General features: G+C 63.5%; 28 protein-coding genes and 1 other RNA gene. 23 read left to right on the top strand and 6 right to left on the bottom strand.

The window, feature by feature from the left end:
• Window positions 1-29 precede the first annotated feature (29 nt).
• Window positions 30-387, bottom strand: a transfer-messenger RNA (tmRNA) gene (gene ssrA, locus CQ12_RS41495).
• Window positions 388-630: 243 nt separating this feature from the next.
• On the opposite strand from ssrA, the gene CQ12_RS28615 reads away from it, so the two are divergent.
• The 10 genes from CQ12_RS28615 to CQ12_RS28570 all read left to right on the top strand — a co-directional run bounded on the left by CQ12_RS28615 (window position 631) and on the right by CQ12_RS28570 (window position 10,342).
• A complete protein-coding gene (locus tag CQ12_RS28615; protein WP_245310215.1) occupies window positions 631-1,275 on the top strand; it encodes a tripartite tricarboxylate transporter TctB family protein in 645 nt (214 codons plus the stop codon).
• Between the two features lie 7 nt (window positions 1,276-1,282).
• Window positions 1,283-2,848 (top strand): tripartite tricarboxylate transporter permease, encoded by a 1,566-nt coding sequence (locus CQ12_RS28610; protein ID WP_057838637.1) that lies wholly within the window; start codon window positions 1,283-1,285, stop codon window positions 2,846-2,848.
• Window positions 2,849-2,961: 113 nt separating this feature from the next.
• Complete coding sequence (locus tag CQ12_RS28605) at window positions 2,962-3,945, top strand: tripartite tricarboxylate transporter substrate binding protein BugD (RefSeq protein ID WP_057838636.1); 984 nt, start codon at window positions 2,962-2,964, stop codon at window positions 3,943-3,945.
• 174 nt (window positions 3,946-4,119) lie between these two features.
• Window positions 4,120-4,914, top strand: coding sequence for a thymidylate synthase (locus CQ12_RS28600; RefSeq protein WP_057838635.1), 795 nt, complete (start codon window positions 4,120-4,122; stop codon window positions 4,912-4,914).
• A gap of 7 nt (window positions 4,915-4,921) precedes the next feature.
• The gene (locus CQ12_RS28595; protein ID WP_057838634.1) at window positions 4,922-5,407 is read left to right on the top strand and encodes a GNAT family N-acetyltransferase; all 486 of its coding nucleotides are present in this window, start codon (window positions 4,922-4,924) and stop codon (window positions 5,405-5,407) included.
• A complete protein-coding gene (locus tag CQ12_RS28590) occupies window positions 5,407-5,919 on the top strand; it encodes a dihydrofolate reductase (protein ID WP_057838633.1) in 513 nt (170 codons plus the stop codon). The genes CQ12_RS28595 and CQ12_RS28590 overlap by 1 nt, the downstream gene beginning before the upstream one ends.
• 170 nt (window positions 5,920-6,089) lie before the next feature.
• Entirely contained in the window at window positions 6,090-7,235 is a 1,146-nt protein-coding gene (gene hflK / locus CQ12_RS28585) for an FtsH protease activity modulator HflK (protein WP_057838632.1), read from the top strand.
• A complete protein-coding gene (hflC, locus tag CQ12_RS28580) occupies window positions 7,232-8,131 on the top strand; it encodes a protease modulator HflC (RefSeq protein WP_057838631.1) in 900 nt (299 codons plus the stop codon). Before hflK ends, hflC begins: the two co-directional genes overlap by 4 nt.
• A gap of 223 nt (window positions 8,132-8,354) precedes the next feature.
• A complete protein-coding gene (locus tag CQ12_RS28575) occupies window positions 8,355-8,555 on the top strand; it encodes a DUF2065 domain-containing protein (RefSeq protein WP_057838630.1) in 201 nt (66 codons plus the stop codon).
• 278 nt (window positions 8,556-8,833) lie between these two features.
• The gene (locus tag CQ12_RS28570; protein WP_057838629.1) at window positions 8,834-10,342 is read left to right on the top strand and encodes a Do family serine endopeptidase; all 1,509 of its coding nucleotides are present in this window, start codon (window positions 8,834-8,836) and stop codon (window positions 10,340-10,342) included.
• A 127-nt stretch (window positions 10,343-10,469) separates the two neighbouring features.
• Here the strand turns inward: CQ12_RS28570 and CQ12_RS28565 are convergent, their stop codons facing one another.
• The gene (locus tag CQ12_RS28565; protein ID WP_083519520.1) at window positions 10,470-11,372 is read right to left on the bottom strand and encodes a restriction endonuclease; all 903 of its coding nucleotides are present in this window, start codon (window positions 11,370-11,372) and stop codon (window positions 10,470-10,472) included.
• A gap of 97 nt (window positions 11,373-11,469) precedes the next feature.
• Window positions 11,470-12,372 (bottom strand): phosphoserine phosphatase SerB, encoded by a 903-nt coding sequence (gene serB / locus CQ12_RS28560; protein ID WP_057838627.1) that lies wholly within the window; start codon window positions 12,370-12,372, stop codon window positions 11,470-11,472.
• On the opposite strand from serB, the gene miaA reads away from it, so the two are divergent.
• The 8 genes from miaA to ilvC all read left to right on the top strand — a co-directional run bounded on the left by miaA (window position 12,371) and on the right by ilvC (window position 20,459).
• Window positions 12,371-13,288: a tRNA (adenosine(37)-N6)-dimethylallyltransferase MiaA gene (miaA, locus tag CQ12_RS28555; protein ID WP_057838626.1), complete on the top strand. Its 918-nt coding sequence runs from the start codon at window positions 12,371-12,373 to the stop codon at window positions 13,286-13,288. The genes serB and miaA overlap by 2 nt on opposite strands.
• A 421-nt stretch (window positions 13,289-13,709) precedes the next feature.
• Complete coding sequence (locus tag CQ12_RS28550) at window positions 13,710-15,485, top strand: acetolactate synthase 3 large subunit (protein ID WP_057838625.1); 1,776 nt, start codon at window positions 13,710-13,712, stop codon at window positions 15,483-15,485.
• Window positions 15,486-15,499: 14 nt separating this feature from the next.
• Window positions 15,500-16,486, top strand: coding sequence for a threonine dehydratase (locus CQ12_RS28545; protein ID WP_057838624.1), 987 nt, complete (start codon window positions 15,500-15,502; stop codon window positions 16,484-16,486).
• 25 nt (window positions 16,487-16,511) lie between these two features.
• Window positions 16,512-17,054: an acetolactate synthase small subunit gene (ilvN, locus tag CQ12_RS28540; RefSeq protein ID WP_057838623.1), complete on the top strand. Its 543-nt coding sequence runs from the start codon at window positions 16,512-16,514 to the stop codon at window positions 17,052-17,054.
• Window positions 17,055-17,056: 2 nt separating this feature from the next.
• Window positions 17,057-17,752 carry a class I SAM-dependent methyltransferase gene (locus CQ12_RS28535; protein WP_057838622.1) on the top strand — a complete coding sequence of 232 codons (696 nt, stop codon included), beginning with the start codon at window positions 17,057-17,059 and terminating at the stop codon, window positions 17,750-17,752.
• A gap of 36 nt (window positions 17,753-17,788) precedes the next feature.
• Entirely contained in the window at window positions 17,789-18,679 is an 891-nt protein-coding gene (locus CQ12_RS28530; protein ID WP_057838621.1) for an EamA family transporter, read from the top strand.
• A gap of 7 nt (window positions 18,680-18,686) precedes the next feature.
• A complete protein-coding gene (locus CQ12_RS28525; RefSeq protein ID WP_057838620.1) occupies window positions 18,687-19,292 on the top strand; it encodes a LysE family translocator in 606 nt (201 codons plus the stop codon).
• A gap of 147 nt (window positions 19,293-19,439) precedes the next feature.
• Complete coding sequence (ilvC, locus tag CQ12_RS28520; RefSeq protein WP_057838619.1) at window positions 19,440-20,459, top strand: ketol-acid reductoisomerase; 1,020 nt, start codon at window positions 19,440-19,442, stop codon at window positions 20,457-20,459.
• A gap of 511 nt (window positions 20,460-20,970) precedes the next feature.
• On the opposite strand, the gene CQ12_RS28515 is transcribed toward ilvC, so the two are convergent.
• Window positions 20,971-22,077: a DUF2336 domain-containing protein gene (locus CQ12_RS28515; protein WP_057838618.1), complete on the bottom strand. Its 1,107-nt coding sequence runs from the start codon at window positions 22,075-22,077 to the stop codon at window positions 20,971-20,973.
• A 456-nt stretch (window positions 22,078-22,533) separates the two neighbouring features.
• On the opposite strand from CQ12_RS28515, the gene CQ12_RS28510 reads away from it, so the two are divergent.
• Genes CQ12_RS28510 through CQ12_RS28500 form a run of 3 tightly spaced genes read left to right on the top strand, consistent with a single transcriptional unit; the run spans window position 22,534 to window position 23,998 of the window.
• Complete coding sequence (locus CQ12_RS28510) at window positions 22,534-23,385, top strand: SDR family oxidoreductase (protein ID WP_057838617.1); 852 nt, start codon at window positions 22,534-22,536, stop codon at window positions 23,383-23,385.
• A gap of 2 nt (window positions 23,386-23,387) precedes the next feature.
• Window positions 23,388-23,759: a lysozyme inhibitor LprI family protein gene (locus CQ12_RS41490; RefSeq protein ID WP_063799833.1), complete on the top strand. Its 372-nt coding sequence runs from the start codon at window positions 23,388-23,390 to the stop codon at window positions 23,757-23,759.
• Entirely contained in the window at window positions 23,756-23,998 is a 243-nt protein-coding gene (locus tag CQ12_RS28500; protein WP_057838616.1) for a hypothetical protein, read from the top strand. The genes CQ12_RS41490 and CQ12_RS28500 overlap by 4 nt, the downstream gene beginning before the upstream one ends.
• A 27-nt stretch (window positions 23,999-24,025) precedes the next feature.
• On the opposite strand, the gene CQ12_RS28495 is transcribed toward CQ12_RS28500, so the two are convergent.
• On the bottom strand, window positions 24,026-24,958 hold the full coding sequence (locus CQ12_RS28495) for a LysR family transcriptional regulator (protein WP_057838645.1): 933 nt from the start codon (window positions 24,956-24,958) through the stop codon (window positions 24,026-24,028).
• Window positions 24,959-25,060: 102 nt separating this feature from the next.
• Between CQ12_RS28495 and CQ12_RS28490 the strand changes: the two genes are divergently transcribed.
• A complete protein-coding gene (locus CQ12_RS28490) occupies window positions 25,061-25,387 on the top strand; it encodes a hypothetical protein (protein WP_057838615.1) in 327 nt (108 codons plus the stop codon).
• A 151-nt stretch (window positions 25,388-25,538) separates the two neighbouring features.
• On the opposite strand, the gene CQ12_RS28485 is transcribed toward CQ12_RS28490, so the two are convergent.
• On the bottom strand, window positions 25,539-26,156 hold the full coding sequence (locus CQ12_RS28485) for a hypothetical protein (protein WP_057838614.1): 618 nt from the start codon (window positions 26,154-26,156) through the stop codon (window positions 25,539-25,541).
• Window positions 26,157-26,395: 239 nt separating this feature from the next.
• Between CQ12_RS28485 and CQ12_RS28480 the strand changes: the two genes are divergently transcribed.
• A partial coding sequence (locus CQ12_RS28480; RefSeq protein ID WP_157088550.1) for a helix-turn-helix domain-containing protein occupies window positions 26,396-26,623 on the top strand: 228 nt, incomplete at its 3' end.

Raw genomic sequence — 26,623 nt, 5'->3', positions numbered from 1 at the left:
GGCTCCGTCGGCCGGAAATGAAAGAATTAAGTGGAGGCTTCTGTTGCCAGGTGCCTCCGGACCCCGCCTAGCGGAGCTTAACCCGCTAGGACTTTAGATTGGTCTTTCAAACTGCGTTACGCAGCCTGAGCAACCGGAGCATAGTTGTCGTTTGCAACTATTGCATGGCCCGATATCGGCGGAACCATACCGAGAAAAAACGCGCCCTTTACGCCCTCGTCGATCCTGTTTCGCCCCCGCCGAAACCCGCCCCTCACGGGGTGGGCTTGGGTGGAGGCGCCGGGTACTGCCCCCGGGTCCGAATGGTTTATTGCGACGGTCATTTATTTCCATAGCCGGCGAACCGGCACCCCCAATATAGGGTGCAAGTCTGAAGAAAAACAGGGCCGAAGACACTGAACGGGACGGGAACGGGCCCCTGGACTTTCGGTTTGGTGACGCCCAGTTGCGGTTTCGCCACGGATTCGACCATTGCCGCTGCAACGGTCGGCGTTTTGCATTCCGCATGCCTCGTAAACCTGGCCCGCTTGAATGCGCGGATCCCGACCCTGACGGACCAAGCGGTTCGGGGGTGTTGCAGCGCTCTAATCGCAATAGTTGCGACCTGCGGTAACCGGGCGGGGCTTGATTGTGGCTTTGCAGCGTCGTTTGCTGTCCGGCTCGAAAGCGTCTTGGTTTTGCTGGCGTTGTCTGACGAAAGTCGCTAGCAAGTTTCCGGGACAAGCTTCCAAGTTATCCAAGCAAGCGGGCGATGCCGCTTTTGGGGAGGGACGAATGAACGCCACGCCGGGCCAAGCGCCGGTTAAATCTATCATGCCGAAATGGGTGCGTAACGAGCAGGACTTCGTTGGCGGAATAGCCATGATGGCTATCGCCGCGTTCGCACTCTGGGCGTCGAGCGACCTGCAGGGCATGCGCGGCTTCTCGTTCGGCGCCGGCACGGCGCCGCGGATGTTCGCAACGCTGCTGCTCATATTGGGCGCTGGCATCACCGCCGTCGGCATTTTCACCGAGGGCCAGCACCTTGCCAAATATCATTGGCGAGGTCCGTTCTTCGTGACGCTCGCGATCCTGTCGTTTTCTCAGACGATCCGCTCGATGGGCATGATCTTCGCGGCCATGACAAGCTTCTTGATCGCGGCATGCGGATCGGCGGAGACAAAGTGGGTGGAGACGATCATCGTCGGTGCCTGCCTGACGGCGTTTTGTGCCCTGCTGTTTCCCTATGCGCTCGGCCTGCCGCTGCAGCTCCTGCCCACTTTCATGATCCGGTGAGGGCGCGATGGGCGACGTTTTCTCAAACCTTGGACTTGGCTTCGGCGTTGTCTTCCAGTTCGTGCAATGGACCCCCGCATTCCTTGGCGGGACCTCCATTCCGATTCCCGTCAACATTCTGCTCTGCCTGATCGGCGCGCTGGTCGGTACCCTTGTCGGCGTGCTGCCGGGCATCGGCACCATCGCCACCGTGGCCATGCTGCTGCCGATCACCTTCGGCCTGCCGCCGGTAGGCGCATTGATCATGCTGGCCGGCATCTATTACGGCGCGCAGTATGGCGGCTCGACCACGTCGATCCTGGTCAATATTCCGGGTGAAGCCGGATCAGTGGTCACTGCGCTCGACGGCTTTCAGATGGCCAAGCAAGGCCGCGCCGGTCCGGCGCTGGCGATCGCCGCGATCGGCTCGTTCTTCGCCGGCTGCGTCGCGACGGTCCTCATCGCCGTGCTGGGCGCGCCGCTCACCAAGCTCGCCCTGGCGTTCGGGCCTGCCGAATATTTCTCGCTGATGGTGCTCGGCCTGATCTTCGCGGTCGTGCTGGCGAAGGGTTCGGTGCTGAAGGCGATCGCGATGATCGTTCTGGGGCTGCTGCTGTCCATGGTCGGGTCCGACATTGAAACCGGCGCATCGCGCATGGCTTTCAACATTCCCGAACTGGCCGACGGTCTGGGTTTCGCCACGCTGGCGATGGGCTTGTTCGGTTTTGCGGAGATCATCCGCAACCTCGACGCCGGCGGTGAGAGCGATCGGCAATTGGTTCAGAACAAGGTCTCCGGCCTGATGCCGACGGCCAAGGATCTCAAGGATTCGGCGCCTGCGATCGGTCGTGGAACCGTGCTTGGGTCGATCCTCGGCATTCTGCCGGGCGGCGGTGCAGTCATTGCGTCGTTCGCGGCCTACACGCTCGAAAAGAAGATTTCGAAAACGCCGCAGAAGTTCGGTCGCGGTGCGATCCAGGGCGTTGCGGCACCCGAAAGCGCCAACAATGCTGCCGCCCAGACCTCGTTCATCCCGCTATTGACGCTCGGTATTCCGCCGAACGCGGTGATGGCGCTGATGGTCGGCGCGATGACCATTCATGGCATCGTGCCCGGTCCTCAGGTGATGCAGAAGCAGCCGGATCTGGTCTGGGGCATGATTGCCTCGATGTGGGTCGGCAACCTCATGCTGCTCATCATCAACCTGCCGCTGGTCGGAATCTGGGTGCGGCTCTTGCGCGTGCCGTATCGGCTGATGTTCCCGTCGATCGTGATCTTCTGCTCGATCGGCATCTACTCCGTGAACAACGCACCGACGGATGTCATCATTGCAGGCATATTCGGGTTGATCGGCTACTGGCTGATCAAGCACGATTTCGAGCCGGCGCCCCTGCTGCTCGGCATGGTGCTCGGACCGCTGATGGAAGAGAACCTGCGTCGGGCGCTGTTGATCTCGCGCGGCGACTGGTCAGTCTTCGTGACGCGTCCGGTGTCCGCAGTACTGATGGCAATTGCCGCGGCGTTGCTGGTCCTTACGGTACTGCCGGCGCTCCGCAAGAAGCGCGACGAGGTTTTCGTCGAATCGGAGAACTGACCTGCGTCGGTCCGCCGCAGCCCGAAGTCTGGTCGACTTCGGGCTAATTTTCTATGCCATGGAAAATGCCGGCCCGGCGGGCTCGGCACAATATTGGATTTCGGGAGATCAAAATGAATTGGTACGGTCGCTCGCTCGCGAGCGGTTTTCTGGCAGTGCTTGCCGGACTGGGCGTGTCTTCGTCGCAGGCTCTGGCGCAGGCCTATCCGACGCGCAATATCACCATGATCGTGCCGTTCGCGGCGGGCGGACCGACCGACGTCATCGCGCGCATCGTCACCGGCCACATGGCGCAGACGCTCGGTCAGACCATCATCATCGAGAACGTCGTCGGCGCCGGCGGCACTACCGCCACCGCGCGCGCGGCGAAGGCAGCCAATGACGGTTATACGCTGATCACCGGGCATATGGGCACACATGCGGCCTCGGTGCCGCTCTATCCGAAGCTCGCCTATCATCCGGAGAAGGATTTCGAACCGGTCGGACTACTGGCCGGCACGCCGATCCTGATCCTGGCGCGCAAGGATCTGCCGCCGAAGGACCTCAAGGAATTCATCGCTTACGTCAAAGCGAACGAGTCCAAGATCAACGCCGCACATGCCGGCGTCGGCTCGGTCTCGAACGTATCGTGCGAATTGCTGCACTCGGTGCTTGGCGTGAAGCCGATCGGCGTGCCCTTCAACGGCACCGGTCCGGCGATGAACGCGCTGGTGGCCGGGCAGGTCGATTACATGTGCGACCAGATCGTCAACGCTGTGCCGCAGATCAACGGCGGCACCATCAAGGCCTATGCGGTGGCGACGCCGGAGCGTAACCCGTCGCTGCCTAATGTTCCCACCACCACCGAGGCCGGCCTGCCGGCTTTCCAGGCCCAGGCATGGAACGCGATCTTCGCGCCGAAGGGAACGCCTCCCGAGGTCGTCGCCAAGTTGAACGCTGCGGTGGTCAAGGCGCTGGACGACGAGACCGTGCGCAAGCGCCTGCTCGAACTCGGCAGCGTCATCCCGCCTGCCGCCGATCGGACGCCGGCGGCGCTGGGAACGCTGGTTAAGAACGAAATCGCGAAGTGGACGCCGGTGCTCAAGGCGGTCAATTAATCCACACAATCAAGATGATAGGCGAGGGGCGGGACCAAGGTTCCGCCCCTTGTCGTTTGCGCGATGGATGATCATTTTTCCGGGTATAATCGGCGTGCGAAGCCGAATCGGCGTGTCGATCGGATGTCCCGGCCGCTACATTCGCCGTTCCGATCAAGGCCTGAAGCACCAGCCATGAACCAGTATCACGACCTGCTCGAACGTATCCTCTCTGACGGCGCGGAGAAGCACGACCGCACCGGCACCGGTACGTTGTCGATCTTCGGTCACCAGATGCGGTTCAACCTGTCGGCCGGCTTTCCGATGCTGACCACCAAGCGGCTGCCGCTGAAGGCGATCGTGCACGAATTGCTCTGGTTTCTGGCCGGCGACACCAACATCAAATACCTCAAGGACAATGGCGTTTCGATCTGGGATGAATGGGCCGACGCCAATGGCGATCTCGGTCCGGTCTATGGATCGCAATGGCGCTCATGGCCGGCGCCGGACGGCCGCAGCATCGATCAGATCTCCAACGTCATCGACATGATCAGGCGCAACCCGGATTCGCGGCGGCTGATCGTCAGCGCCTGGAATCCGGCCGATGTCGACAAGATGGCGCTGCCGCCCTGCCATTGCCTGTTCCAGTTCTACGTCGCCAACGGCAAGCTCTCCTGTCAGCTCTACCAGCGCTCGGCCGACGTGTTTCTCGGCGTGCCCTTCAACATCGCGTCCTATGCGTTGCTGACCATGATGGTCGCGCAGGTGACGGGATTGAAGCCCGGCGATTTCGTGCATTCGCTCGGCGATACGCATCTCTACTCCAACCATCTCGAACAGGCGCGGCTGCAACTGACGCGGCCGACGCGGCAATTGCCGGTCATGAAGATCAATCCTGGTGTGAAGGACATTTTCGCCTTCCGTTACGAGGATTTTGCGCTCGAAGGTTACGACCCGCATCCGCACATCAAGGCTGAAGTCGCGGTGTGAGGGATTGATGTCTCTCACGATCCGCCGTGCACGCCCGGGCGAAGCGGGACTTGTCCTGTCCTTTGTTCGCGAACTCGCCGAGTATGAAAAGCTGCTGCACGAAGTGGAGGCGACCGAAGCCGACATTGACGTTGCGCTGTTTGGCGCCAACCCGCGCCTGTTCTGCGATATCGCCGAATGGGACGGGATGCCTGTCGGCTTCGCGGTCTGGTTCGTCAATTTCTCGACCTTCAGCGGCCGCTCCGGAATCTATCTGGAAGACCTGTTCGTCCGCCCCGCGCTGCGCGGCAAGGGCATTGGCAAGGCGCTCCTGGTGCATCTCGCGAGGGAATGCGTGGCGAATGGCTGGTCGCGTCTGCAATGGTCGGTGCTCGACTGGAACACGCCGTCGATTGAATTCTACAAATCGCTCGGCGCAGAGCTGATGGACGAGTGGACAATTTGCCGGGTCGGCGGTCCGGCGCTTGCGGCGCTGGCGCAGGGAACGCGATGATGGAAATCGTCTTCGTTGTAGCGGTCGCGGAGAACGGGGTGATCGGCGCTGCCGGCGCCATCCCGTGGCGGCTGAAATCCGACATGGCGCATTTCAAGGCGCTGACGATCGGCAAGCCCGTGGTGATGGGACGCAAGACTTTCGTCTCGATCGGACGGCCGCTGCCCGGACGGACCAATATCGTCGTCACCCGCGACGGCGGATTCCGTGCCGACGGCGTCGTGGTTACCCATTCCTTCGCCGACGCAAGGGCGATCGCCACCGGCGATGCGCTGCGGCGTTTCGCCACTGAGATCGCCGTGATCGGCGGTGCCGAGATCTACGCGCAATGGATGGACAGCGCCGATCGCCTGGAGATTACCGAGGTGCACGCCCGGCCCGAGGGCGACACGCATTTCCCGGCGCTTGATCCAACCGCATGGGAAGAGGTGGCGCGCCTGCGAAATCTGGCCGGTCCGGACGACAGTGCCGATTTCTCCTATGTGACATTTCGTCGGCGCCGTCAGCGTTAACCTCGCTAACCAATGTTTGCATTGACAATTATGGCGTCAGGCATAGCTGCTTCGAGCAGGAAGCTTGCGTTGTAAGGGCCCGGGCGGTCCCCTATAAAGCCGGGCGGATATGCGAGGCTGAGGTACCCCCCCAATAGGCGGACCCGGGTCCCCCGCAGAGGAGAGTTTATATGCCGTGGAAGAATCAAGGCGGGGGCCCCTGGGGTCAGGGTCCAAAGGGACCGTGGGGCGGTGGACCGCAGTCGGTCGGGCCGAGGCCGCCTGATCTGGAGGACCTTCTGCGGCGCGGCCAGGACAGGCTGCAGCAGCTGATGCCGGGTGGACATTTCAGCGGCATGGGCATCGCGCTGGTGCTGGCCGGCGCGCTGGTGATCTGGGGATTGTCGGGCTTCTTCCGCGTGCAGTCGGAAGAGCTCGGCGTGGTGCTGCGCTTCGGCAAGCATGTGCGCACCGTCGACCCCGGGCTGAACTATCATCTGCCCTATCCGATCGAAACCGTGCTGCTGCCGAAGGCGCTGCGCGTTTCCACCATCTCGATCGGCATGACGCTGATCGACGATCCGGCGCGGCGCGGCCGCACCATGCGGGACGTGCCGGAAGAAAGCCTGATGCTGACCGGCGACGAAAACATCGTCGACGTCGATTTCACCGTGCTGTGGCGGATCAAGCCGAATGGCGTCGGCAATTTCCTCTTCAACATCCAGAATCCCGAAGGCACCGTGAAGGCGGTGGCCGAGAGCGCGATGCGCGAGGTGATTGGGCGTTCGCAGATCCAGCCGATCCTGACCGGCGCCCGCAACACCACCGAGCAGGCCGTTCACGAGCTGATGCAGAAGACGCTCGATAATTACGGCTCGGGCGTTCAGATCACGCAGGTGCAGATGCAGAAGGTCGACCCGCCCGCCCAGGTCATCGATGCGTTCCGCGACGTCCAGGCTGCGCGCGCCGACTTCGAGCGCTTGCAGAACGAGGCGCAGTCCTATGCCAACCGCGTCGTTCCCGACGCCCGCGGTCGCGCCGCGCAGATCCTGCAGGTCGCCGAAGGCTACAAGGAACAGGCGGTCGCCGAGGCCAAGGGCCAGAGCGCGCGCTTTACGAAGGTCTATGATGAATACAAGAAGGCGCCCGACGTGACGCGGCAGCGAATTTACCTGGAGACGATGGAGCGGATTCTCGGCGGGTCCGAGAAGCTGGTCTATGACGGCGGCAACAACGGGCAAGGCCAGGGCCTGGTGCCGTATCTGCCGCTCAGCGAATTGACGCCGCGCCGTCCGGCGCCGACTGCCGGTCAGCAGCAGAGCGGAGGCACGCGATGAGGTCTCCGGTTGCAGGTATTGTCAGCCTGATCCTGTTGTTCGCCCTCGTGATCGTGGGCTACAGCTCGATCTTCACGGTGTCGCAGACCGAGCAGGCGCTCGTGGTGCGGCTCGGTCGGCCGGTCGACGTCGTGTCCGAGCCGGGCCTGAACTTCAAGGCGCCGTTCATCGACACCGTCATCAGCATCGACAAGCGCATTCTCGATCTGGAAAATCCGTCGCAGGAAGTCATCGCTTCCGACCAGAAACGGCTCGTGGTCGATGCCTTCGCCCGCTACCGGATCAAGAACCCGCTGCGCTTCTATCAGAGCATCGGCTCGATCCAGGCCGCCAACATCCAGCTCACCACCCTGCTGAACGCGGCACTGCGCCGCGTGCTGGGCGAGGTCTCCTTCATCAATGTGGTGCGCGACGAACGCGAGGGCCTGATGACGCGCATCCGCGACCAGCTCGACCGGGAGGCCGACCAGTACGGCATTCAGGTGGTCGACGTGCGTATCCGCCGCGCCGACCTGCCGGAACAAAACAGCCAGGCGGTCTACAAGCGCATGCAGACCGAACGTGAGCGCGAGGCCCAGGAGTTCCGCGCCCAGGGCGGCCAGAAGGCGCAGGAGATCCGCTCGAAGGCCGACCGCGAGGCGACCGTCATCGTTGCGGAGGCCAACTCGACCGCCGAACAGACGCGCGGCGCAGGTGACGCCGAGCGCAACCGGCTGTTCGCCGAGGCTTATGGGAGGGACCCGGATTTCTTCGCCTTCTATCGTTCGATGTCGGCTTACGAGACCGGGCTCCGCTCCAACGACACCCGTTTCCTGTTGCGGCCTGATTCCGAGTTCTTCCGCTTCTTTGCCAATCCGTCCGGTCAGGCGCCGGCGGCCGCAGCACCGAAGCAGTAAATCTCGGGCCGGGGATAGACGCGTTAGAGCATGATCCGGAAAAGCGGGTACCGGTTTTCCTCGGGACAACCGCCAAGCGTTTGCCCGGAGATCATGCTCAAATCAAAGAGATAGATCGGGATGACGATTCGACGAAAAGTCATCCCGCTCTAGGGCGAAGCGGAGGGGCCGCTTCGCCGATACAAAAGCAAAAGGCGCTTGAACAGCGGGGGGATGCCATCCGATGAGGTCCATAGCGTTCGCCGACTTCCTCATCGGTGTGGGCATCCTCTTTGTGCTCGAAGGCCTGATGTTCGCTGCGAGTCCGGCCTGGATGCGCCGGGCGATGAAGAGCGCGCTGGCGACGCCGGACAATATCCTGCGGACCGTCGGCATCGTCTCGGCGGTCGTGGGTCTGCTGCTGATCTGGTTCGTGCGGCGGTAGCGCATTTTACCGTCGTTTGCGGCGAGATTCGACGGACAGCTTTGGAACTTTTAGGCTGCTCCGGCGTGTAATGGCCCGTCCTGGTTTGTTTCGCGCCTTGTTCGCTTCGTGCCTTGAAATGCCGGTGCCGCAGCGGACGCAAATAGCTGTGGCCCCAACGCAATCGTGAGCCGCCTGGCGCCGGTTTTTCGCTGGAATGTCAGGTGCAGATGCTTGCGCCTCGGACCCGTTCGGGCGCAGTGTGAACCCAATTCGCCCCCTTTTGGAGACAAGCCGATATGTCCGGTGCCAGACCCGCTTTGACGAGCCGCCTGCGCCTGCTGGGGATTGCAATCTCGTTCAGCGCCGCCAGCATGCTGGCGGCGGCGCCGGCCAGCGCACGCGGGCCTGACGGCATCGCCGACATCGCCGAGAAGGTGATCGACTCCGTCGTCAATATCTCGACCTCGCAAAGCGTGGAGGCCAAGGGCGGCGGCCGGGAAGCGATGCCGCAATTGCCGCCGGGCTCGCCGTTCGAGGAGTTCTTCGACGACTTCTTCAAGAACCGGCGTGGCGGTTCGCCGAAGGGCGGCGACAAGAGCGGCGAAATGCCGACGCCGCGCAAGACCAATTCGCTCGGTTCCGGCTTCATCATCGATGCCGCCGGCGTCGTCGTCACCAATAATCACGTCATCGCGGATGCCGACGAGATCAACGTGATCATGAACGACGGCACCAAGATCAAGGCGGAGCTGGTCGGCGTCGACAAGAAGACCGACATCGCAGTCCTCAAGTTCAAGCCGGTGAAGCCGGTGAACGCGGTGAAGTTCGGCGATTCCGACAAGCTGCGGCTCGGCGAATGGGTGATCGCGATCGGCAACCCCTTCAGCCTCGGCGGCTCGGTCACGGCCGGCATCGTGTCGGCGCGCAACCGCGACATCAGCCAGGGCCCGTATGACAGCTACATCCAGACCGACGCCTCGATCAACCGCGGCAATTCCGGCGGTCCGCTGTTCAACCTCGAAGGCGAAGTCGTCGGCGTCAACACGCTGATCATCTCGCCGACCGGCGGTTCGATCGGTCTCGGTTTCGCGGTGCCCTCGAAGACGGTGTCCCGCGTGGTCGATCAGCTGCAGCAGTTCGGCGAATTGCGCCGTGGCTGGCTCGGCGTGCGCATTCAGCAGGTCACCGACGAGATCGCCGAAAGCCTCAACATCAAGCCCGCCCGCGGCGCGCTGGTGGCCGGTGTCGACGACAAGGGGCCGGCAAAGCCGGCCGGGATCGAGCCCGGGGATGTCGTGGTCAAGTTCGACGGCAGGGACGTCAAGGATCCGAAGGATCTCTCGCGCGTCGTCGCCGACACCGCGGTCGGCAAGGAAGTCGAGGTCGTCATCATCCGCAAGGGTAACGAGGAGACCCGCAAGGTCACGCTCGGTCGCCTCGAGGACACTGAAAAGGTGCAGCAGGCCGCCGCCAAGACCAAGGAAGACCCGGTCGAGAAGCCGGTAACGCAAAAGGCGCTCGGGCTCGACCTTGCCACGCTGAGCAAGGATCTGCGCACGAAGTACAAGATCAAGGAGAGCGTGAAGGGCGTCATCGTCACCGGCGTTGACGGCTCCTCCGATGCCGCCGAAAAGCGGCTCTCCGCCGGCGACGTCATCGTCGAAGTGGCGCAGGAAGCGGTCACCAATGCCGCCGACATCAAGAAGCGCGTCGATCAGCTCAAGAAGGACGGCAAGAAGTCGGTGCTGCTGCTGGTCTCGAACGGCGAGGGCGAACTGCGGTTTGTCGCGCTCAGCGTGCAGTAGGTCTATCTCGTCATGGCCGGGCTTGACCCGGCCATCCATCTTCTTCGCAAGACTCTCTCAAGATTGATGGATGCCCGGATCAAGTCCGGGCATAACAAGTTTTGGCTCGTCGGAGAGCCAAACGACCTCACGTGAGCGAGACCACGGCCAGAAAGTGAATCGGCTCGAGGCGCAGCTTCGACCGCTTCACTTCGGGTATCTTGCTGTAGTGCTGCAGCCAGAGTTCGAGAAAGCGGTCGAGGTCGACCAGCTCGATATGGACGGCGCCATTGCCGGCTTCGCGGCGCGCCTCCCGCGAGAATCCGCCGGAAGAAACGAACAGGCCGATTTCGCGGTCACCCCGGATGATGCCGCGAAGCGCCGCGACATCCTCGCGCGACGCCGTCTGGTCGCGGTGTTTCACCTGAACCCGGATATGCGGCGTCTGCGCGCCCAGCGGATCGGCATAGGCCAAGATGTCCGTGCCGCCATCCGAGCCTGGTTTTGAAACGGTGCTGGTAGCGTATCCCATCCCTTCCAGCAGCGCCGCCACCAGGTTCTGGAATTCGTAGCCCGTCAGCGTGTCGAGATAGGTGTCGATTTCGTCGCGCGCCTTTTCCTTGGCGTCCTCGAACAGGACCGAGGTGTCGGGTGGCGGCGTTTCGTCGACGGCGTTGGCAATGCCGGCATCTATCTTGCTCTTCTGATGGCTCCAGCGCCATTCCCGGTAGCGCGATCGCATCAGCCGTTTGAGTTCGTAGTCCGGCAGGGTCACGAACTTCTGGCCTTCGTCCGTCACCCGCCATCGTCCATCCGACTTGACGAGCAGCCCGGCCTTGGTTGCCGCGACGGAAAGAAAGTGCAGGGCGGCGCGCCATCGCGGTAGCCCCGATCCCTTCATCGTCTCCTTGTCGAAATCGTCCAGCGGGAGCTTCGATTCGATCTCCGCGTAGATATCGCGCGGACGCATGCCGTCCGGGTGAGCCCTCAAGAGTCCTAATACGAATTTGATAAGTGAAACGCCACGATCAACCGTCTTAGGTTGGCTCATTGCGACCTCTTAAGATGCTCTTTTGTGCAAGCTACTTAAGGTTGCTCATCGTCGCAATAGGTTCACGTTGCTGGCGTGAGCAACGAACCGTTTTCAATTAGTCCGCGAACTCCTCACGCCGATATCCTTGCGCATAGAGCAGCGCGGTGAGATCGCCGTAGTCGATCCGAGCGGCGGCGGCAGCGGCGACCGCGGGCTTGGCGTGATAGGCGACGCCGAGTCCTGCCGCCTGGATCATGCCGAGGTCGTTGGCGCCGTCGCCGGTCACCAGCGTGTCGATCTCGTCGAGGTCGAAGGATTCGCGCAACTCGATCAGGGTTGCGAGCTTGGTGGCGCGGCCGAGAATCGGCTCGGCGACTTCGCCGGTGAATGTGCCGTCGCGCACTTTCAGTTCGTTGGCGCGGTTCTCCTGGAAGCCGATCCTGGCGGCGACCGCGTTGGTGAACAGCGTGAAGCCGCCCGAGATCAGGCAGGTGTAGGCGCCATTGGCGCGCATGGTCATGACCAGCTCGCGGCCTCCTGGCGTCGGGGTGATGCGCGTGGCAAGCACTTCGTCGACCACGCCGACCGGCATGTCCTTCAACAGCGCGACGCGCTCGCGCAGCGCCGGCTCGAACTCGATCTCGCCGCGCATGGCGCGCTCGGTGATGGCGGCGACGTGGGCCTTGAGCCCGGCGAAGTCGGCCAGCTCATCGATGCATTCCTGTCCGATCATGGTGGAATCCATGTCGGCGAGAAAAAGCTTCTTGCGCCTTGTAGCGGCTGGCTGCACGACGATGTCGATCGGGAGATCGCCACGCGCCGCTTGCAGGCGGGTTTCGATCGCCTTGATATCGTCCGGGCTCTTGACCGGATAGTCGAAGGGAATGTCGACTGCCACTTCGTTGAACAGCCATTGCGCCGTTCCAGGCGAGGGGAGAACGGCCAGCGCGCCGTCGACAATGGTACTGTCGAGCGCCGGATTGGCCGGATTGCAGATGAGAGTGGCGACGAGGGACATGCAGGCGCATCAGCTAGATTTGAGCAAGGCCGTGCTTATCGCAGGGCCGACCGCCAGCGGCAAGTCGGCCCTGGCGCTCGAATTGGCGCAAAAGACCGGCGGCGTCGTCATCAATACCGATTCCATGCAGGTCTATCGCGATCTCCGCATCATCACGGCCCGGCCGACGGGGGAGGAGGAGGCGCGCGTCCCGCACCGGCTCTATGGCCATGTCGATGCGTCGGTCAATTTCTCGGCGGGCGCCTGGGTGGCGGACGCGGAAAAGGTATTGGCGGAAGCGCGCGCGGAAAAGCGTCTGCCGATCTTCATCGGTGGTTCCGGCCTCTACTTCAAGGCGCTGACACGCGGCCTGTCCGCGGTGCCGCCGATCCCGGCCGAGGTGCGCGAAGCGGTGCGCGCCCGGCTGGAGCGCGATGGCGTCGAGGCGCTGCATGCAGAATTGGCGCAGCGCGATCCCGTCTCTGCCGAACGGCTGAAGCCGCGCGACCGCACCCGGATTGCCCGTGCGCTGGAAGTCGTCGAAGCCACGGGGCGTACGCTGCCGGACTGGCATCGCGAAGGCCTGCCGCCGCTGCTGCCGCCGGGCGAATTCACTGCGGTTTTCCTCGCGCCCGATCGCGACCAGCTTTATGCACGGATCGATGCACGGTTCGACGCGATGCTGGCCGGCGGTGCGCTGGAGGAGGTCGCCGCGCTCGCTGCGCGAAAGCTCGATTCCCTGCTGCCGGCGATGAAGGCCCATGGCGTGCCGGCTTTGATCCGCTACCTCGGCGGCGAGATTACGCGCGAGGAAGCCGCCGAAATCGGCCGTGCCGATACCCGCCACTATGCGAAACGGCAATTCACCTGGTTCCGGCATCAACTGCCGGAGTTCGAGTGGGTGACGCCGGAGGCGGCGAGGGCCTATTGCCCGTAGCCCGGATGGAGCGAAGCGTAATCCGGGACTCCCCCGCCGCGGGCGACCGGTCCCCGGGTTACGCTGCGCTCCACCCGGGCTACGGCCCTATTCCGGCCCCGCCGCATGGCTGCACGCCCAAAATTCCCCCTCGCCGAATGCCCGGAACGCGGTTACACTGCCTAAGTCGCGCCGAAAGCGTCCATCCCTTGACTTCCCGGGGCCGGACGGTATAACCCGCGCAACCTTTGGGAAGTCCGAGCCGCAAAATGCGTAATATTATTACCAAACTCCTTATCGTCGTCGTATCCAGGCACACCGCCGGGGGTGGCTAGCGGCCACCCAAATTCAGGCGGTGTGCATGGGGCCTCTCGGGCCCCTTTTTATTTCCCAGAACAGACAACCGAAAGAAGCCGCGCCCTCAGCGCATCCGGAGCAGACCATGACCGACCAGAGCAACGACCCCAATCAGATGACCGGCGCCGCGATGATCGTGCGCGCGCTCATCGATCATGGCGTCCAGCACATCTTCGGCTATCCCGGCGGCGCGGTGCTTCCGATCTATGATGAGATTTTCCAGCAGAGCGAGGTCGAGCACATCCTGGTGCGGCACGAGCAGGGCGCCGGCCACGCCGCTGAAGGTTACGCGCGCTCGACCGGCAAGCCGGGCGTCGTGCTGGTGACGTCGGGCCCCGGCGCCACCAACATGGTGACGCCGCTGACGGACGCGCTGATGGATTCGATTCCCTTGGTCTGCATCACCGGACAGGTGCCCACCCATCTGATCGGCAACGACGCGTTCCAGGAATGCGACACTGTCGGCATCACCCGTCCCTGCACCAAGCACAACTGGCTGGTGCGCGACGTCAACGATCTCGCAAAAGTGCTGCACGAGGCGTTCTATGTCGCAAGCTCGGGCCGTCCCGGCCCGGTCGTGGTCGACGTTCCGAAGGACGTGCAGTTCGCGGTCGGCACCTATCATCCGCCGCGCAAGGACGATGTGCACGTTTCCTACACGCCGCGCGTGAAGGGCGACCCGATGCAGATTCGCAAGGCCGTCGCGTTATTGGCTTCCGCCAAGCGGCCGGTGATCTATTCCGGCGGCGGCGTCATCAATTCCGGACCCGAGGCGTCAAAGCTCCTGCGCGAGCTGGTCGAGGTCACCGGATTCCCGATCACCTCGACGCTGATGGGTCTGGGCGCCTATCCGGCGTCGGGCAAGAACTGGCTCGGCATGCTCGGCATGCACGGCACCTACGAGGCCAACATGACGATGCATGGTTGCGACGTCATGCTGTGTGTCGGCGCGCGCTTCGACGACCGCATCACCGGCCGCACCGACGCGTTCTCGCCGGGCTCGAAGAAGATCCACATCGACATCGATCCATCTTCGATCAACAAGAACATCCGTGTCGACGTGCCGATCATCGGCGATGTCGGCAACGTGCTGGGTGACCTGCTGCAGGTGTTCAAGGCCGAAGCGAAGAAGCCTGACATCAAGACCTGGTGGCAGGAGATTGCCACCTGGCGGGCGCGCAATTCGCTCGCCTACAAGAAGAGCAACGACGTCATCCTGCCGCAATACGCCATCCAGAAGCTGTTCGAGGCGACGCGCGGCCACGACACCTACATCACGACCGAGGTCGGCCAGCATCAGATGTGGGCGGCGCAGTTCTTCGGTTTCGAGGAGCCCCACCGCTGGATGACATCTGGTGGCCTCGGCACCATGGGCTACGGCCTGCCGGCCGCGCTCGGCGTGCAGGTGGCGCATCGCGACAGCCTCGTGATCGACATCGCGGGCGACGCCTCGGTGCAGATGACGATGCAGGAGATGTCCACGGCGGTTCAGTTCGAGCTGCCGATCAAGATCTTCATCCTGAACAACCAGTATATGGGCATGGTGCGGCAGTGGCAGCAGCTCCTGCACGGCAACCGCCTGTCGCACTCCTATTCGGAAGCGCTGCCGGATTTCGTCAAGCTCGCGGACGCGTTCGGCTGCGTCGGCATCCAGGCGATCAAGCCTGGCGATCTCGACGGCGCGCTGAAGGAGATGATCAAGGTCAAGCGCCCGGTGCTGTTCGATTGCCGCGTCGCCGCGCTGGAAAACTGCTTCCCGATGATTCCGTCCGGCAAGGCGCACAACGAAATGCTGCTGCCGGTGGAAGCCACCGACGAGGCGACGGCGGCGGCCTTCGCCGGCGGCAAGGCATTGGTGTGAGGTGAGAGGGGCAGATGTTTGACCTCGCAGAGCTCGAACGCGCGCATGGGATCGTGGGGCAGGCAGTGCCGCCGACGCCGGCGCATGCCTGGCCGCTGCTGGCGCAGCGGCTGGGGACGCGCGTCGTGGTCAAGCACGAGAACCATACGCCGATCGGCGCCTTCAAGGTGCGCGGGGGGTTGGTCTATCTCGACCGGCTGAAGCGCGAAAGCCCGAACACAGCAGGGATCATTTCCGCCACCCGCGGCAATCACGGCCAGAGTCTGGCGTTCGCGGCTTCCCGTCACGGCGTGCCGGCGGTGATTTACGTACCGCGCGGCAATTCGGTGGAGAAGAACCGCGCCATGCACGCGTTCGGCGCCGAACTGGTCGAACATGGCGAGGATTTTCAGGCGGCGGCCGAAGAAGCCCAGCGCCGCGCCCAGTTCGCCGGTCTGCACATGGTGCCGTCGTTCCACAGGGATCTCGTGCTCGGCGTCGCCACCTACGCGCTCGAACTGTTCCGCGCCGCGCCCGATCTCGACATTCTCTACGTGCCGATCGGGCAGGGCTCCGGCATCTCCGGCTGCATCATGGCGCGCGACCTGCTCGGGCTGAAGACCGAGATCGTCGGCGTGCAGTCGACCGAAGCGCCGTCCTACGCGCTGTCGTTTGCAGCGGGCAAGATCGTGACCACCGAAACCAGCAACACGCTGGCCGACGGCATGGCGACGCGCATTCCCGATCCGGACGCCTTCGCGCTCATCCGCAAGGGCGCCTCGCGCATTGTGCAGGTGAGCGACGATGAGGTGGGTGCCGCGATCCGCGCCTACTGGACCGACACGCATAATCTGGCTGAAGGCGCCGGCGCAGCCGCGCTCGCCGCCGCGCTGCAGGAAAAGCAAAAGCTCGCCGGTAAGCGTGTCGGCCTGATCCTGTCAGGCGGCAATATCGATTTCGATCTGTTCCGAAAATGGGTCGGGACGGATGTCACGCCAGCCGCCCAACGCGCGATGGCGTAACGAGAGGACATGTAAGGGGACGACCATGAACCAGCCCGCATCCGCCTACTTCCTGGAAGAGCGCCACGATCCCAACGAGACGCACACGCTCTCGGTGTTGGTGCAGAACGAGCCCGGCGTGCTCGCGCGCGTGATCGGCCTGTTCTCCGGCCGCGGCTACAACATTGACAGTCTCACGGTCTCCGAGACCGAGAGCCAGAAACATCTCTCGCGCATCACCATCGTCACCACGGGCACGCCGATGGTGATCGAGCAGATCAAGCACCAGCTCGACCGCATGATCCCGGTCTACCGCGTCGTCGACATGACGATCACCGGCCGCTCGATCGAGCGGGAACTCGCCATGGTGAAGGTGGTTGGCCGCGGCGACAGCCGGGTCGAGGCGCTGCGACTGGCGGATGCGTTCCGCGCCCGCGTGATCGACGCCACGACCGAAAGTTTTGTGTTCGAGATCACAGGCAACTCATCGAAGATCAGCCAATTTATCGACCTGATGCGCCCGCTCGGCCTTCTCGAGGTATCGCGCACTGGCGTTGCCGCAATCGGACGTGGGCCTGAGGGGATGTGAACATGCTGGCGCGTGACTGGTATTACACTCAAAGACGGCGGCTCGGGCTCGATCGTGCGGTCGCCTCGATCTACGACCGGCATGACGACAGCGACGAGCGCGCCCGCGCCGCGCTCACCATGCTCGGCGTGCAGTCGGGCTGGCGGGTGGCCGATATCGGTTGCGGCAACGGCGTACTGGCCTGCGAAGCGGCGCTGATGGGGGCCGAGGTCGACGCCATAGACATATCGCCGGCGATGCTGGCGCTCGCCGATATCCAGGCCCGCGACCGCAAGATCGCGATCCGCACCCAGCCGGCCGGCATGCTGAGCTTTGCCTACCAGCCCAATTCCTACGATCTGATCGTCAGCGAATTCACGCTGCATCATCTGCCGGATTTCTGGAAAGCGGTGGCGCTGGCGAGGATCTATGCCGCGCTGAAGCCCGGCGCCAATTTCTACCTGCGCGACATCGTCTTCGTCAGCATGCCCGACGGCGTCGAGCGCGATGTCGACCAATGGGCCGATTTCACCATCAAGAACCACGATTTCCAGCGCGAAGGCGTGGTCACCCACATGCGCGACGAGTACTCGACCTTCGGCTGGGTGATCGAACGCATGCTGACCGATATCGGCTTCACGCTGGCATCGGTCGACTACCACGCGCCGCTCCACGGCACCTATCTGCTGCGCAAGCCAAAGCCGGACCAACAGAGCTAACAAGACCAACAGAGCCAAAAACCAACAGAGCCAAAAATGAAACCGGCCGATGTCTGCATCGCCGTCCTGGTGGCGGTGATCTGGGGGCTTGCCTTTGTCGCGAGCCGGATCGCGCTCAACGAATTTTCCCCCGAGCTGATGACAACGCTGCGCTTTGCCATCGCGGCTTTGCCGTGCCTGTTCGTGGCGCGGCCGAAGGTTTCATGGACGGTGCTGGTCTCGATCAGCTTCACGCTGTTCCTCGGCCAGTTTCTCGCGCAGGCCTTCGCCATCGCGCATGGCGTTCCCGTCGGCCTTTCCAGCGTGATCGTGCAGAGCCAGGCGCTGTTCACCATCGGCTTTGCCGCGCTGCTGTTCCGCGAGCGGCCGGGCCCGTGGCAGACGGTAGGCATCGGCATTGCCACGGTTGGCCTGCTGATGATCTGCGGCACGGTCGGTTATGATTTCAGCGTCAGTGCCTTCGCCATATTGATGATTTCTCCGCTCAGCTTCGCGGCCGGCAATCTGTTGCTGCGGCGCGCGCAGGGCGTGCCGATGTTCGACCTGTTCGCATGGCTGTGCCTGGTCGCGGCGGTTCCGCTGCTGGCGCTGACACTGGTCAGCAATGGCCCGCAGCCCACCTGGCATGCGCTGACCCACATGTCGCTGACCGGCCTGATGTGCATGATCGGCCTCGGCGGCGTATCCACCAGCATCGCCTACTGGCTGTGGGGTCGGCTGCTGCGGGACTATCCGGCGGCGCAGGTGGTGCCGTTCGCGCTCTTGGTGCCGTTCGTCGGTTCTGCGGCCTCGAGCGTGGTATTCGGTGAAACCTTCGGGCCGCTGCGGCTCGCCGGAATGGTTACCGTGGTCGGCGGCATCGCCGTCATGCTGCTGTCCAAACGTAGCCAGGCTTCAGAAAAACAAGTTCTGCCAAAGATCGCGTGAGGCCCCCATGTCGCAATCGCTGCTGATCGCCTTCGTCATGTTCGCCACGGTGATGTTCTTCACGCCGGGGCCGAACAACATCATGCTGCTGTCGTCGGGGCTCACCTATGGCTTCCGCCCGACCATCCCGCACATCATGGGGATCACCGTGGGCTTTGCCTTCATGGTCGGCGCGGTCGGGCTCGGGCTCGGCACCATCTTCATCGCCTATCCGGTGCTGCAGACCATCCTGAAATATGCCGGCGCGGCCTACCTGATCTATCTGGCCTGGGCGATTGCGATGTCCGAGCCGCCGTCCGCCGAGGAGGATAAAAGCCGCGGCCACCCGATGACGTTCTGGGGCGCGGCCATGTTCCAGTGGGTCAACGCCAAGGGCTGGGTCATGGTGATCGGCACCATCACCGCCTATGCGGCGATCGCCGCCTATCCCTGGAACATCGCGATCCAGGTCGGCCTCAGCCTGCTGTTGGGCATCCTGTCCTGCACCGCCTGGGCCCTGTTCGGCACCGCGCTGCGGCCGGTCCTGACCTCCCGCCGGGCGGTGCGGGCCTTCAACATCGTCATGGCGGTGCTGCTGCTGGCTTCGCTCTATCCGGTCTTCATGGACGCATGATGCCGCACCGGGCCATGCATAAACGGATTTCCCATGGGCAGGAAAATGCTCTAGACAACGCCGGAAATTCGCGGGCGACCGGCGGTCACCACCCACCCAAATGCCTGATTAACCGGCCCTTTTTGGCCATCGCTTGAGGAAACGACCATGCGTGTTTATTACGATCGCGACGCCGACCTGAACCTGATCAAGGGCAAGAAGGTCGTCATCGTCGGCTACGGCAGCCAGGGCCACGCCCATGCGCTGAACCTGAAGGACTCCGGCGTCAAGGAAGTCGCCATTGCGCTCCGCAAGGGTTCGGCCTCGGCCAAGAAGGCGGAAGCCGCCGGCTTCAAGGTGATGGAAGTCGCCGAGGCCGCCAAATGGGCCGACCTCGTCATGATGCTGACCCCGGACGAACTGCAGGGTGACATCTACCGCGAGCACCTCCACGACAACATGAAGAAGGGTGCCGCGCTCGTCTTCGCCCACGGCCTCAACGTTCATTTCAACCTGCTCGACCCGCGCGCCGATCTCGACGTGCTGATGATCGCGCCGAAGGGCCCCGGCCACACCGTGCGCTCCGAATACCAGCGCGGCGGCGGCGTGCCCTGCCTGATCGCGATCGCCAAGGACGTCTCCGGCAACGCCCATGACCTCGGCCTCTCCTATGCCTCGGCGATCGGTGGCGGCCGCGCCGGCATCATCGAGACCACCTTCAAGGAAGAGTGCGAGACCGACCTGTTCGGCGAGCAGGTGGTGCTCTGCGGCGGCCTGGTCGAGCTGATCAAGGGCGGCTACGAGACGCTGGTCGAGGCCGGCTACGCCCCCGAGATGGCCTATTTCGAGTGCCTGCACGAGGTGAAGCTGATCGTCGACCTGATCTATGAAGGCGGCATCGCCAACATGAACTACTCGATCTCCAACACCGCCGAATACGGCGAATACGTCACCGGCCCGCGGATCGTCACCGCCGAGACCAAGGCCGAGATGAAGCGCGTCCTCGCCGACATCCAGGGCGGCAAGTTCGCCCGCGACTGGATGCTGGAGAACAAGGTCAACCAGACCTCGTTCAAGGCAACCCGCGCCAAGCTCGCCGAGCATCCGATCGAGGAAGTCGGCGCCAAGCTTCGCGACATGATGCCGTGGATCAAGAAGGGCGCGCTGGTCGACAAGACCAAGAACTAAGGTCGGCGCCGCGTAGGGTGGGCAAAGCGCAGCGTGCCCACCATTAACGGCGACGCCTGTGGAGAGATGGTGGGCACGGCGCGATGCGCCTTTGCCCACCCTACGGCTCCAGGGCGGGCTGGTATTGAAACACCAAATCCTAAGTCTCGAACGAAAATATCCGGCGAGATCGCACCCCGCGGTCTCGCCGTTTTCTTGAAGGATTGATGCTTCAAGCACATTCTTCAACGCGCCGCTCGTAGCACGCCAGTCGCGCCGAAACGAAGAACTGACGCGCGACGCGCTTTCTTGGCGCGAAGCAAACTCGTCAGTTAGATCAGCGACGGAAAAGCCAGCGTTTGCAGATTCAAAGCGCGGGTTCTTAATCTGCATTCGATGCGTTGTGCCGCTCGCCAATCAGGCCGATTGTCAAGCGAGCCAGGGTCGAGCGCGCTACGTCCTCCGCGCTCACCTGTTACACCAGCGGAACGAAGCGGCACCTTGATGGATGCCGCTTCAAGTCCGGCCGGACTCAATGCGTCCGGATGATCGGCTCTTTCTCGATCTTGTTGTGCAACTGCCAGAAGCGGACGGTGCGCTGGGCGGTCTCCATCGACAGCTTGCGGAAATCGCGTTGCGCGATCTCCAGCGTTTGTTCGCTGATCGCAGGCTTGACCGGCCGGTTGCGCAGGATCGACTCGACCGTCGGCCAGTTCAGCTTCGCCGAGCGGCAGGGAATCAGGATCAGGTCGGCGCGGGGGCCTTCCATCAGCCTGGCCGTCATCTCGACCGGCATTTCGTTGAGGACCGCAAGCGCCACGGTGACCTCGTCGAACTTGTTTGACTCCGCGAATGTGTAGACCGCCGCATCGTCGAGTTCGTTCAGCCCCTTCATCAGCTTCACCAGCTCCTCAGCGACGCCGAAGCTGCGGCTTGGCGTCGGCGCCTCGCGGGCGATGTCGTTCAGGACCCGCTTGATCTCTTCCTGCACCGCGGGCGGCGCGATGGCGACCAGCCGGGCGCGGACCGTCTCCTTGGCGCGGCGCAGCAGGTCGGCCATGAACTTTTGCGGGAAATCGGCGCGCAGGCCGAGGGCCTCAACCAACTCGTCGTCCGCGCCGGCGCGCGCGACGATGCTGGAAAAACCCTGGTCGGAAAATCTGGCGCCGGCATTGTTGGCGAGTTTGCGGATCACCTGGCCTTCGCCGCGGTCGACGATGACGTCGGTCACCGCCGCGGGCAGTTCGGCGCGGCCGGAAATCGCGAGCAGGTGGTCCTGGCCCTTGCTGCTGGCGATTTCGACCAGCACGTCGGTGCCGAGCCGGCTGGAATGGGTCAGCACATTGCCGGCGACCTCGATCTCGTCGTCCCAGGCCAGATGCTGGATCACCTCGAACGGGGCGTAGTCGAGCGGCGCCAGCCGCTTGGAAAGTTCAGCCTTGGCCCGCGTTTCGACGCGCGCGATCAGCAGGCAGAGCACGTCATCGAAGACCTTGACCTGGTCGTCGCTGAGACGTTCTCCGTCGTTGAGGAAGAGATCGGTGACCTGTCGCAGGGTTTCCACCCGCTTGGCGGATGAACCGCCCCTGACGGCGTCTTCGAGTTCGGCAATAATCGAGTGTGCGGGCTGTTGCACCATTCTGGGCAGCCTGTCGGTTGTTGATGGGTTGGCGCACACCATGACGAGCCGAGCCTTACACCCGCGTTAAAGGCGTGGCCGGGCAGGACTACACGTGGCTGCATCCGAAGCGGGCAATCCATGGATTGCAGTCGCCGCCGGCTATGCCGACGTCGAAGCATGCCGCGCATTGCAAGTGCCGCGTTGCGAATTGCTTTACCAATGCGATCGGGGCGTATGCCGCGATTTCACGCGATAAATCGCCCATGTCTGACAGGATCGTGCTTGCGTCGTCGCTTCCGGTATCCCGATCCGGCTGCTATCCTCACCAAACCGTTCCCGGGAAAAATCGAATAGCAACTTGCCGAACAAGACGCCGTCAAGGCTGGACGCACCCCGTGAAGAAAGCACGCCAACCGGCGCTTAAGCATTCCTTCACGACGAACTTCATTAAAACCTCTGACAAGGGCTTGGACCATGAGATCTGTCGTCATCACCGGCGCTTCCACCGGCATCGGCTGGGCCAGTGCAAAACTGCTGCTCGACCGCGGCTTCCGAGTGTTCGGCAGCGTCCGCAAGCAAGCCGACGCCGACCGCCTCAAAGGCGAGTTTGGGGCGAACTTCACGCCGCTGATCTTCGACGTCACCGATGAGGCCGCTGTGCTGGGCGCCGCGCGCGAGGTCCGCGCCGTTCTCAATGGCGAAACGCTGGCCGGCCTCGTCAACAATGCCGGCATCGCGGTGTCTGGCCCGGTGCTGGAGCTTGCCGCCGACGAATTCCGCCGCCAGATGGAGGTCAATTTCATCGGGCCCATCATCGCGACCCAGGCGTTCGGGCCGCTGCTCGGCTCCGATCCCAGCCTGAAGGGACCGAAGGGGCGGATCGTGATGATCTCCTCGGTCGCCGGCAAGAACGGCAATCCGATGACCTCGGCCTATTCCGCCTCCAAGCACGCCATCGAGGGACTGTCGGAGAGCCTGCGCCGCGAGCTGATGCTGTTCGGGATCGACGTCATCATCATCGCGCCCGGTGCGGTCAAGACGCCGATCTGGAGCAAGGCCGAGGAGGTCGACATCTCGCCTTACAAGAACTCGCCATATCTCCCGGCGCTGGAGAAAATCCGCGCCTTCATGCTGGCGCTCGGCGCAAAGGGATTGCCGGCCGAGATGATTGCCGAGAAGGTGTTCGAGGCCTTGACGCTGCCGAAGCCAAAGGTGCGCTACACAATTACGCCTGATCCGATGCAGCTGTTCATGGCCGCCGTGTTGCCGAAGCGCACAATTGACAGGATCGTCGCCAAGCGCCTCGGGCTGACGCCGCAGGGATGAGCATGACGCTGCGAACGGTACTCGGCGCTACGGCGCTGCTGGCGCTGGTTTCGAGCGCTCATGCCGGCGATCAGGAGGGGCCGGAACCATCCTGCGACGGCAACACTTACCAGATGGTCGAATGCCTCAAGGCGAAGACCGCGCAATGGGACAAGCGCCTGAACGCGGCCTATCAGAAGGCGTTGGGCACCGCGGGTGACAAGCAGCGCGATCAGTTGCGCGCCGCGCAGCGGTTGTGGGTCCAGTATCGCGACGCCAACTGCCTCTATTACGGAATGGGCGAGGGCACCATTGCCCGGCTCGAGGCCGGCGAGTGCATGCGCAGCATGACGGAAGGGCGCGCCAAGGAGCTGGAAGGTATCGGCCAGCAGTGACGACGGGAAAGACTACGGCGGAATTGACCGAGCTTGCCGAGGAGGCGCTTCGCAGCCAGCCCGGATGCGAAACCGCGTCCGTTCCCGCCGTGCGCGGGCTTCCCAACATCCGCGAGGGACGAAACTGGGAAATACCCAATGTAGTTCTCGGTGACAGCCTGATCAGCGACGTCGACCGTGCCGTGATCACCGTGCACCGCCGGCTCGGTCGGAAATACCATCTGGTTCGGAACCAATAGGACTCGTATCCGCAGAACAATCGGGGCTCAGACGTCCGCAACCAGTTGGACCACGAGTTGACGCAACCATGCGTGAGCCGGATCGGCATCGTACGAAGCATGCCACAGCAATGAAACGGTCACCTCGCGCAGCGCCACCGGAGGCGGGCTGAGGCTCAGCCCGAGTTCGGCGGCGAACATTCGAGCCAGTCGCGCGTGCATGGTTACGACGACAGGTGCGCGCGCCACCAGGGACGGGACCGTGAGGAAGCGTGGTGTGGTCAGAACGACCGAGCGCTGCAATCCGAGCTTTTCCAGGGCGTCGTCCACCACGCCACGCACGCTGCGCCCCGGCCTCAAGCTGGTCAGGACATGAGGAAGCCGCACGTAGTCGTCGAGCGAGATCGGGGGTACGACCCCCGTCCTTTCGGCGTTGAACATGCATAGATAGGTCTCGGTGAACAGCAAACGCCGCTTATGGTGGACCTGTCCCTGCGGGAAGACGTCATAGCCGATTGCGAGATCCAGTTCGTCGGCATCGAGACGATCCAGGAGCGGCGAAGAGCCGATATTGTAGAGCCGCAGGTGGATGCCGGGTGCGACCTCGCGCAGGCGCGCGAGGAGAGCAGGGACGATCAGGACTTCCATGCTGTCCGGCAGTCCGAGCCTGAAAGTTCGCACCGCCGTCGCTGGATCGAATGCTTTGTCTCGCGACACCAGCATCTGGATCTGGGCCAACGTGATCCGCACCGGTTCAACCAACGTCACCGCCCGTGGGGTCAGGCGCAGGCCTTCCGGCCCCCGCGTCAGAAGCTCGTCGCCGAAGAGGTCCCGTAGGCGCGCGAGGTTGTGGCTCATCGCCGACTGACCAATGCCGACGCGAGCCGCAGCGCGCGTGACGCTACGTTCCGTGAGCAGCGCATCAAGGTGAACAAGGAGGTTAAGGTCGATACGACCTAGATTGACGGTATCGATACCCATTATCGATCCTATCTGTTTGATCGATAATGATAGCTGGACCATCTTCTGAGGCAAGGGAGCGACGGGCTTTGGGCCTCGCCGCCGAAACCAAAGGAGATTCCTATGTCAGTTCGCAGCACGCTTTTCGCCGCCGCACTAACCCTGGCTTCGCTGGGGGCCGCCCACGCCAATGGCCTGCGCCCGATTGAGGGCAAGAGCATCGATCTCGGCGGAGTGTCCGGCGTCGCCTATTACACCGTTGAACCCGATGGGTTCCACGTCGTCACGACCCTCGCAGAGGGCAAGGCGGGGACGCCGGTCCGCGTGGTGTCCGTTCTTGCGCCGGACCAGAGCGTGGTTCTCTCGACGTCGCAGCAGGCTGGTGCGCTCGAAATCATCCGAAAAGGCGACAGCCTGTTCGTCCGCAAGGCCAACGCGGTCTCGAACTAATTCCGGGTCAATCGGCCAACAGCGCCGACGAGTATCTCAAGGTGCACCACAGGCGCCGCTCGCAGGCCGACGTCACGGAAGGCTCGGGCGGCATCTGGGGAACGCGGCACTACGATTGGTCCGATCCCAACCGCGTCATCCTCATTCTGGATCATCCCGCCCGCGCCGGCGCCTGCGCGCGCGGTGCCATCGCGATCATCCGCAAAGCAAACACCGCCACCAGCGGGATCAGGAATAGCGCGTAGGCCGGCATGTCAGGGATTCGCTTGCCGAACGAGACCATGAACTGGAACAGCAGGTAATAGCCGCCGGCGAGATGCAGCGCCCGCCAGGCGCGCGCGCCGATCGCAGCCGCCGTGCGGTCGAACGAGGTCGCGGTCATGGCGACGATGAAGGCATAGCCGATGCCGCCGAAGATGTAGGAGGCGATCGAGGTCGCGGCTGCGTAACCGATCGGGTCCATGATGGCGAAGGCCAGGATGGCGACCGCGTGGATGGCGTGCGAGGCGGCAAAGCTGACGCCGAGATAGCGGCGGTTGCGGCGCAGCCATCGCGTCCAGGCGTTGGGCCACAGCCGCACCAGCGCGGCGGCTGCGAAGGCGAGGCAGAACAGCAGCAGCGAGGTCCGCGCGGTGAAGCGGATCACCATGCGCACGCCCTCGACCTCGAACGCGCGCATGCCGGCAATCCAGATGCTGAGGGCCAGCAGGGTCAGCGAGAGCAGGGCGAACAGCCGCCAGCCCTCGAACCAGTTTTGACGCGTCGGCATGTCTTTTCCCCCTGATGTCTACGCCGCCATGGCGAGGAGCCAACGGGTCGCGCGAATGCGCGCCCGATGACAGGCTCCGCGACGAAGCAATCCATCTATCCCGTGCAGGCGTGGATTGCTTCGCTCCGCCCGCAATGGCGCGGATGGTGATGTAATCATCAGTTACATGGCGCTCAGCCAGCCGGTCAATTAGTGTAATCGATGCTTACATTCACAAGCCGGTGATGATAGGAGAGGCCATGCGTCCAGCCGCCAAATTATCCGCCCCAAAATCATCCACCGCCAAGCCGCGCCGCCGCGCCGCCGAGGCGCCTGCGCCAAAGCCCTATCACCATGGCGACCTCCGGCGGGTCCTGATCGATGCCGCGCTGCAATTGGTCGGCGAGAGCGGGGCGGAGGCGGTCAGCGTCCGGGAGGCCGCCCGCCGCGCCGGCGTGTCGCCGGGGGCGCCGTTCCGGCATTTTTCG

Source organism: Bradyrhizobium jicamae, assembly GCF_001440395.1.
Lineage (GTDB): Bacteria > Pseudomonadota > Alphaproteobacteria > Rhizobiales > Xanthobacteraceae > Bradyrhizobium > Bradyrhizobium jicamae.
This window is presented reverse-complemented; position numbering and strand designations above follow the sequence as displayed.

Bases quoted from the DNA above. Each gene is read 5' to 3' on its own strand.
- CQ12_RS28610 (WP_057838637.1), top strand. From the start codon at position 1,283: ATGGGCGACGTTTTCTCAAACCTTGGACTTGGCTTCGGCGTTGTCTTC.
- CQ12_RS28605 (WP_057838636.1), top strand. From the start codon at position 2,962: ATGAATTGGTACGGTCGCTCGCTCGCGAGCGGTTTTCTGGCAGTGCTT.
- CQ12_RS28600 (WP_057838635.1), top strand. From the start codon at position 4,120: ATGAACCAGTATCACGACCTGCTCGAACGTATCCTCTCTGACGGCGCG.
- CQ12_RS28595 (WP_057838634.1), top strand. From the start codon at position 4,922: ATGTCTCTCACGATCCGCCGTGCACGCCCGGGCGAAGCGGGACTTGTC.
- CQ12_RS28590 (WP_057838633.1), top strand. From the start codon at position 5,407: ATGGAAATCGTCTTCGTTGTAGCGGTCGCGGAGAACGGGGTGATCGGC.
- hflK (WP_057838632.1), top strand. From the start codon at position 6,090: ATGCCGTGGAAGAATCAAGGCGGGGGCCCCTGGGGTCAGGGTCCAAAG.
- hflC (WP_057838631.1), top strand. From the start codon at position 7,232: ATGAGGTCTCCGGTTGCAGGTATTGTCAGCCTGATCCTGTTGTTCGCC.
- CQ12_RS28575 (WP_057838630.1), top strand. From the start codon at position 8,355: ATGAGGTCCATAGCGTTCGCCGACTTCCTCATCGGTGTGGGCATCCTC.
- CQ12_RS28570 (WP_057838629.1), top strand. From the start codon at position 8,834: ATGTCCGGTGCCAGACCCGCTTTGACGAGCCGCCTGCGCCTGCTGGGG.
- CQ12_RS28565 (WP_083519520.1), bottom strand. From the start codon at position 11,372: ATGAGCCAACCTAAGACGGTTGATCGTGGCGTTTCACTTATCAAATTC.
- miaA (WP_057838626.1), top strand. From the start codon at position 12,371: ATGCAGGCGCATCAGCTAGATTTGAGCAAGGCCGTGCTTATCGCAGGG.
- serB (WP_057838627.1), bottom strand. From the start codon at position 12,372: ATGTCCCTCGTCGCCACTCTCATCTGCAATCCGGCCAATCCGGCGCTC.
- CQ12_RS28550 (WP_057838625.1), top strand. From the start codon at position 13,710: ATGACCGACCAGAGCAACGACCCCAATCAGATGACCGGCGCCGCGATG.
- CQ12_RS28545 (WP_057838624.1), top strand. From the start codon at position 15,500: ATGTTTGACCTCGCAGAGCTCGAACGCGCGCATGGGATCGTGGGGCAG.
- ilvN (WP_057838623.1), top strand. From the start codon at position 16,512: ATGAACCAGCCCGCATCCGCCTACTTCCTGGAAGAGCGCCACGATCCC.
- CQ12_RS28535 (WP_057838622.1), top strand. From the start codon at position 17,057: ATGCTGGCGCGTGACTGGTATTACACTCAAAGACGGCGGCTCGGGCTC.
- CQ12_RS28530 (WP_057838621.1), top strand. From the start codon at position 17,789: ATGAAACCGGCCGATGTCTGCATCGCCGTCCTGGTGGCGGTGATCTGG.
- CQ12_RS28525 (WP_057838620.1), top strand. From the start codon at position 18,687: ATGTCGCAATCGCTGCTGATCGCCTTCGTCATGTTCGCCACGGTGATG.
- ilvC (WP_057838619.1), top strand. From the start codon at position 19,440: ATGCGTGTTTATTACGATCGCGACGCCGACCTGAACCTGATCAAGGGC.
- CQ12_RS28515 (WP_057838618.1), bottom strand. From the start codon at position 22,077: ATGGTGCAACAGCCCGCACACTCGATTATTGCCGAACTCGAAGACGCC.
- CQ12_RS28510 (WP_057838617.1), top strand. From the start codon at position 22,534: ATGAGATCTGTCGTCATCACCGGCGCTTCCACCGGCATCGGCTGGGCC.
- CQ12_RS41490 (WP_063799833.1), top strand. From the start codon at position 23,388: ATGACGCTGCGAACGGTACTCGGCGCTACGGCGCTGCTGGCGCTGGTT.
- CQ12_RS28495 (WP_057838645.1), bottom strand. From the start codon at position 24,958: ATGGGTATCGATACCGTCAATCTAGGTCGTATCGACCTTAACCTCCTT.
- CQ12_RS28490 (WP_057838615.1), top strand. From the start codon at position 25,061: ATGTCAGTTCGCAGCACGCTTTTCGCCGCCGCACTAACCCTGGCTTCG.
- CQ12_RS28485 (WP_057838614.1), bottom strand. From the start codon at position 26,156: ATGCCGACGCGTCAAAACTGGTTCGAGGGCTGGCGGCTGTTCGCCCTG.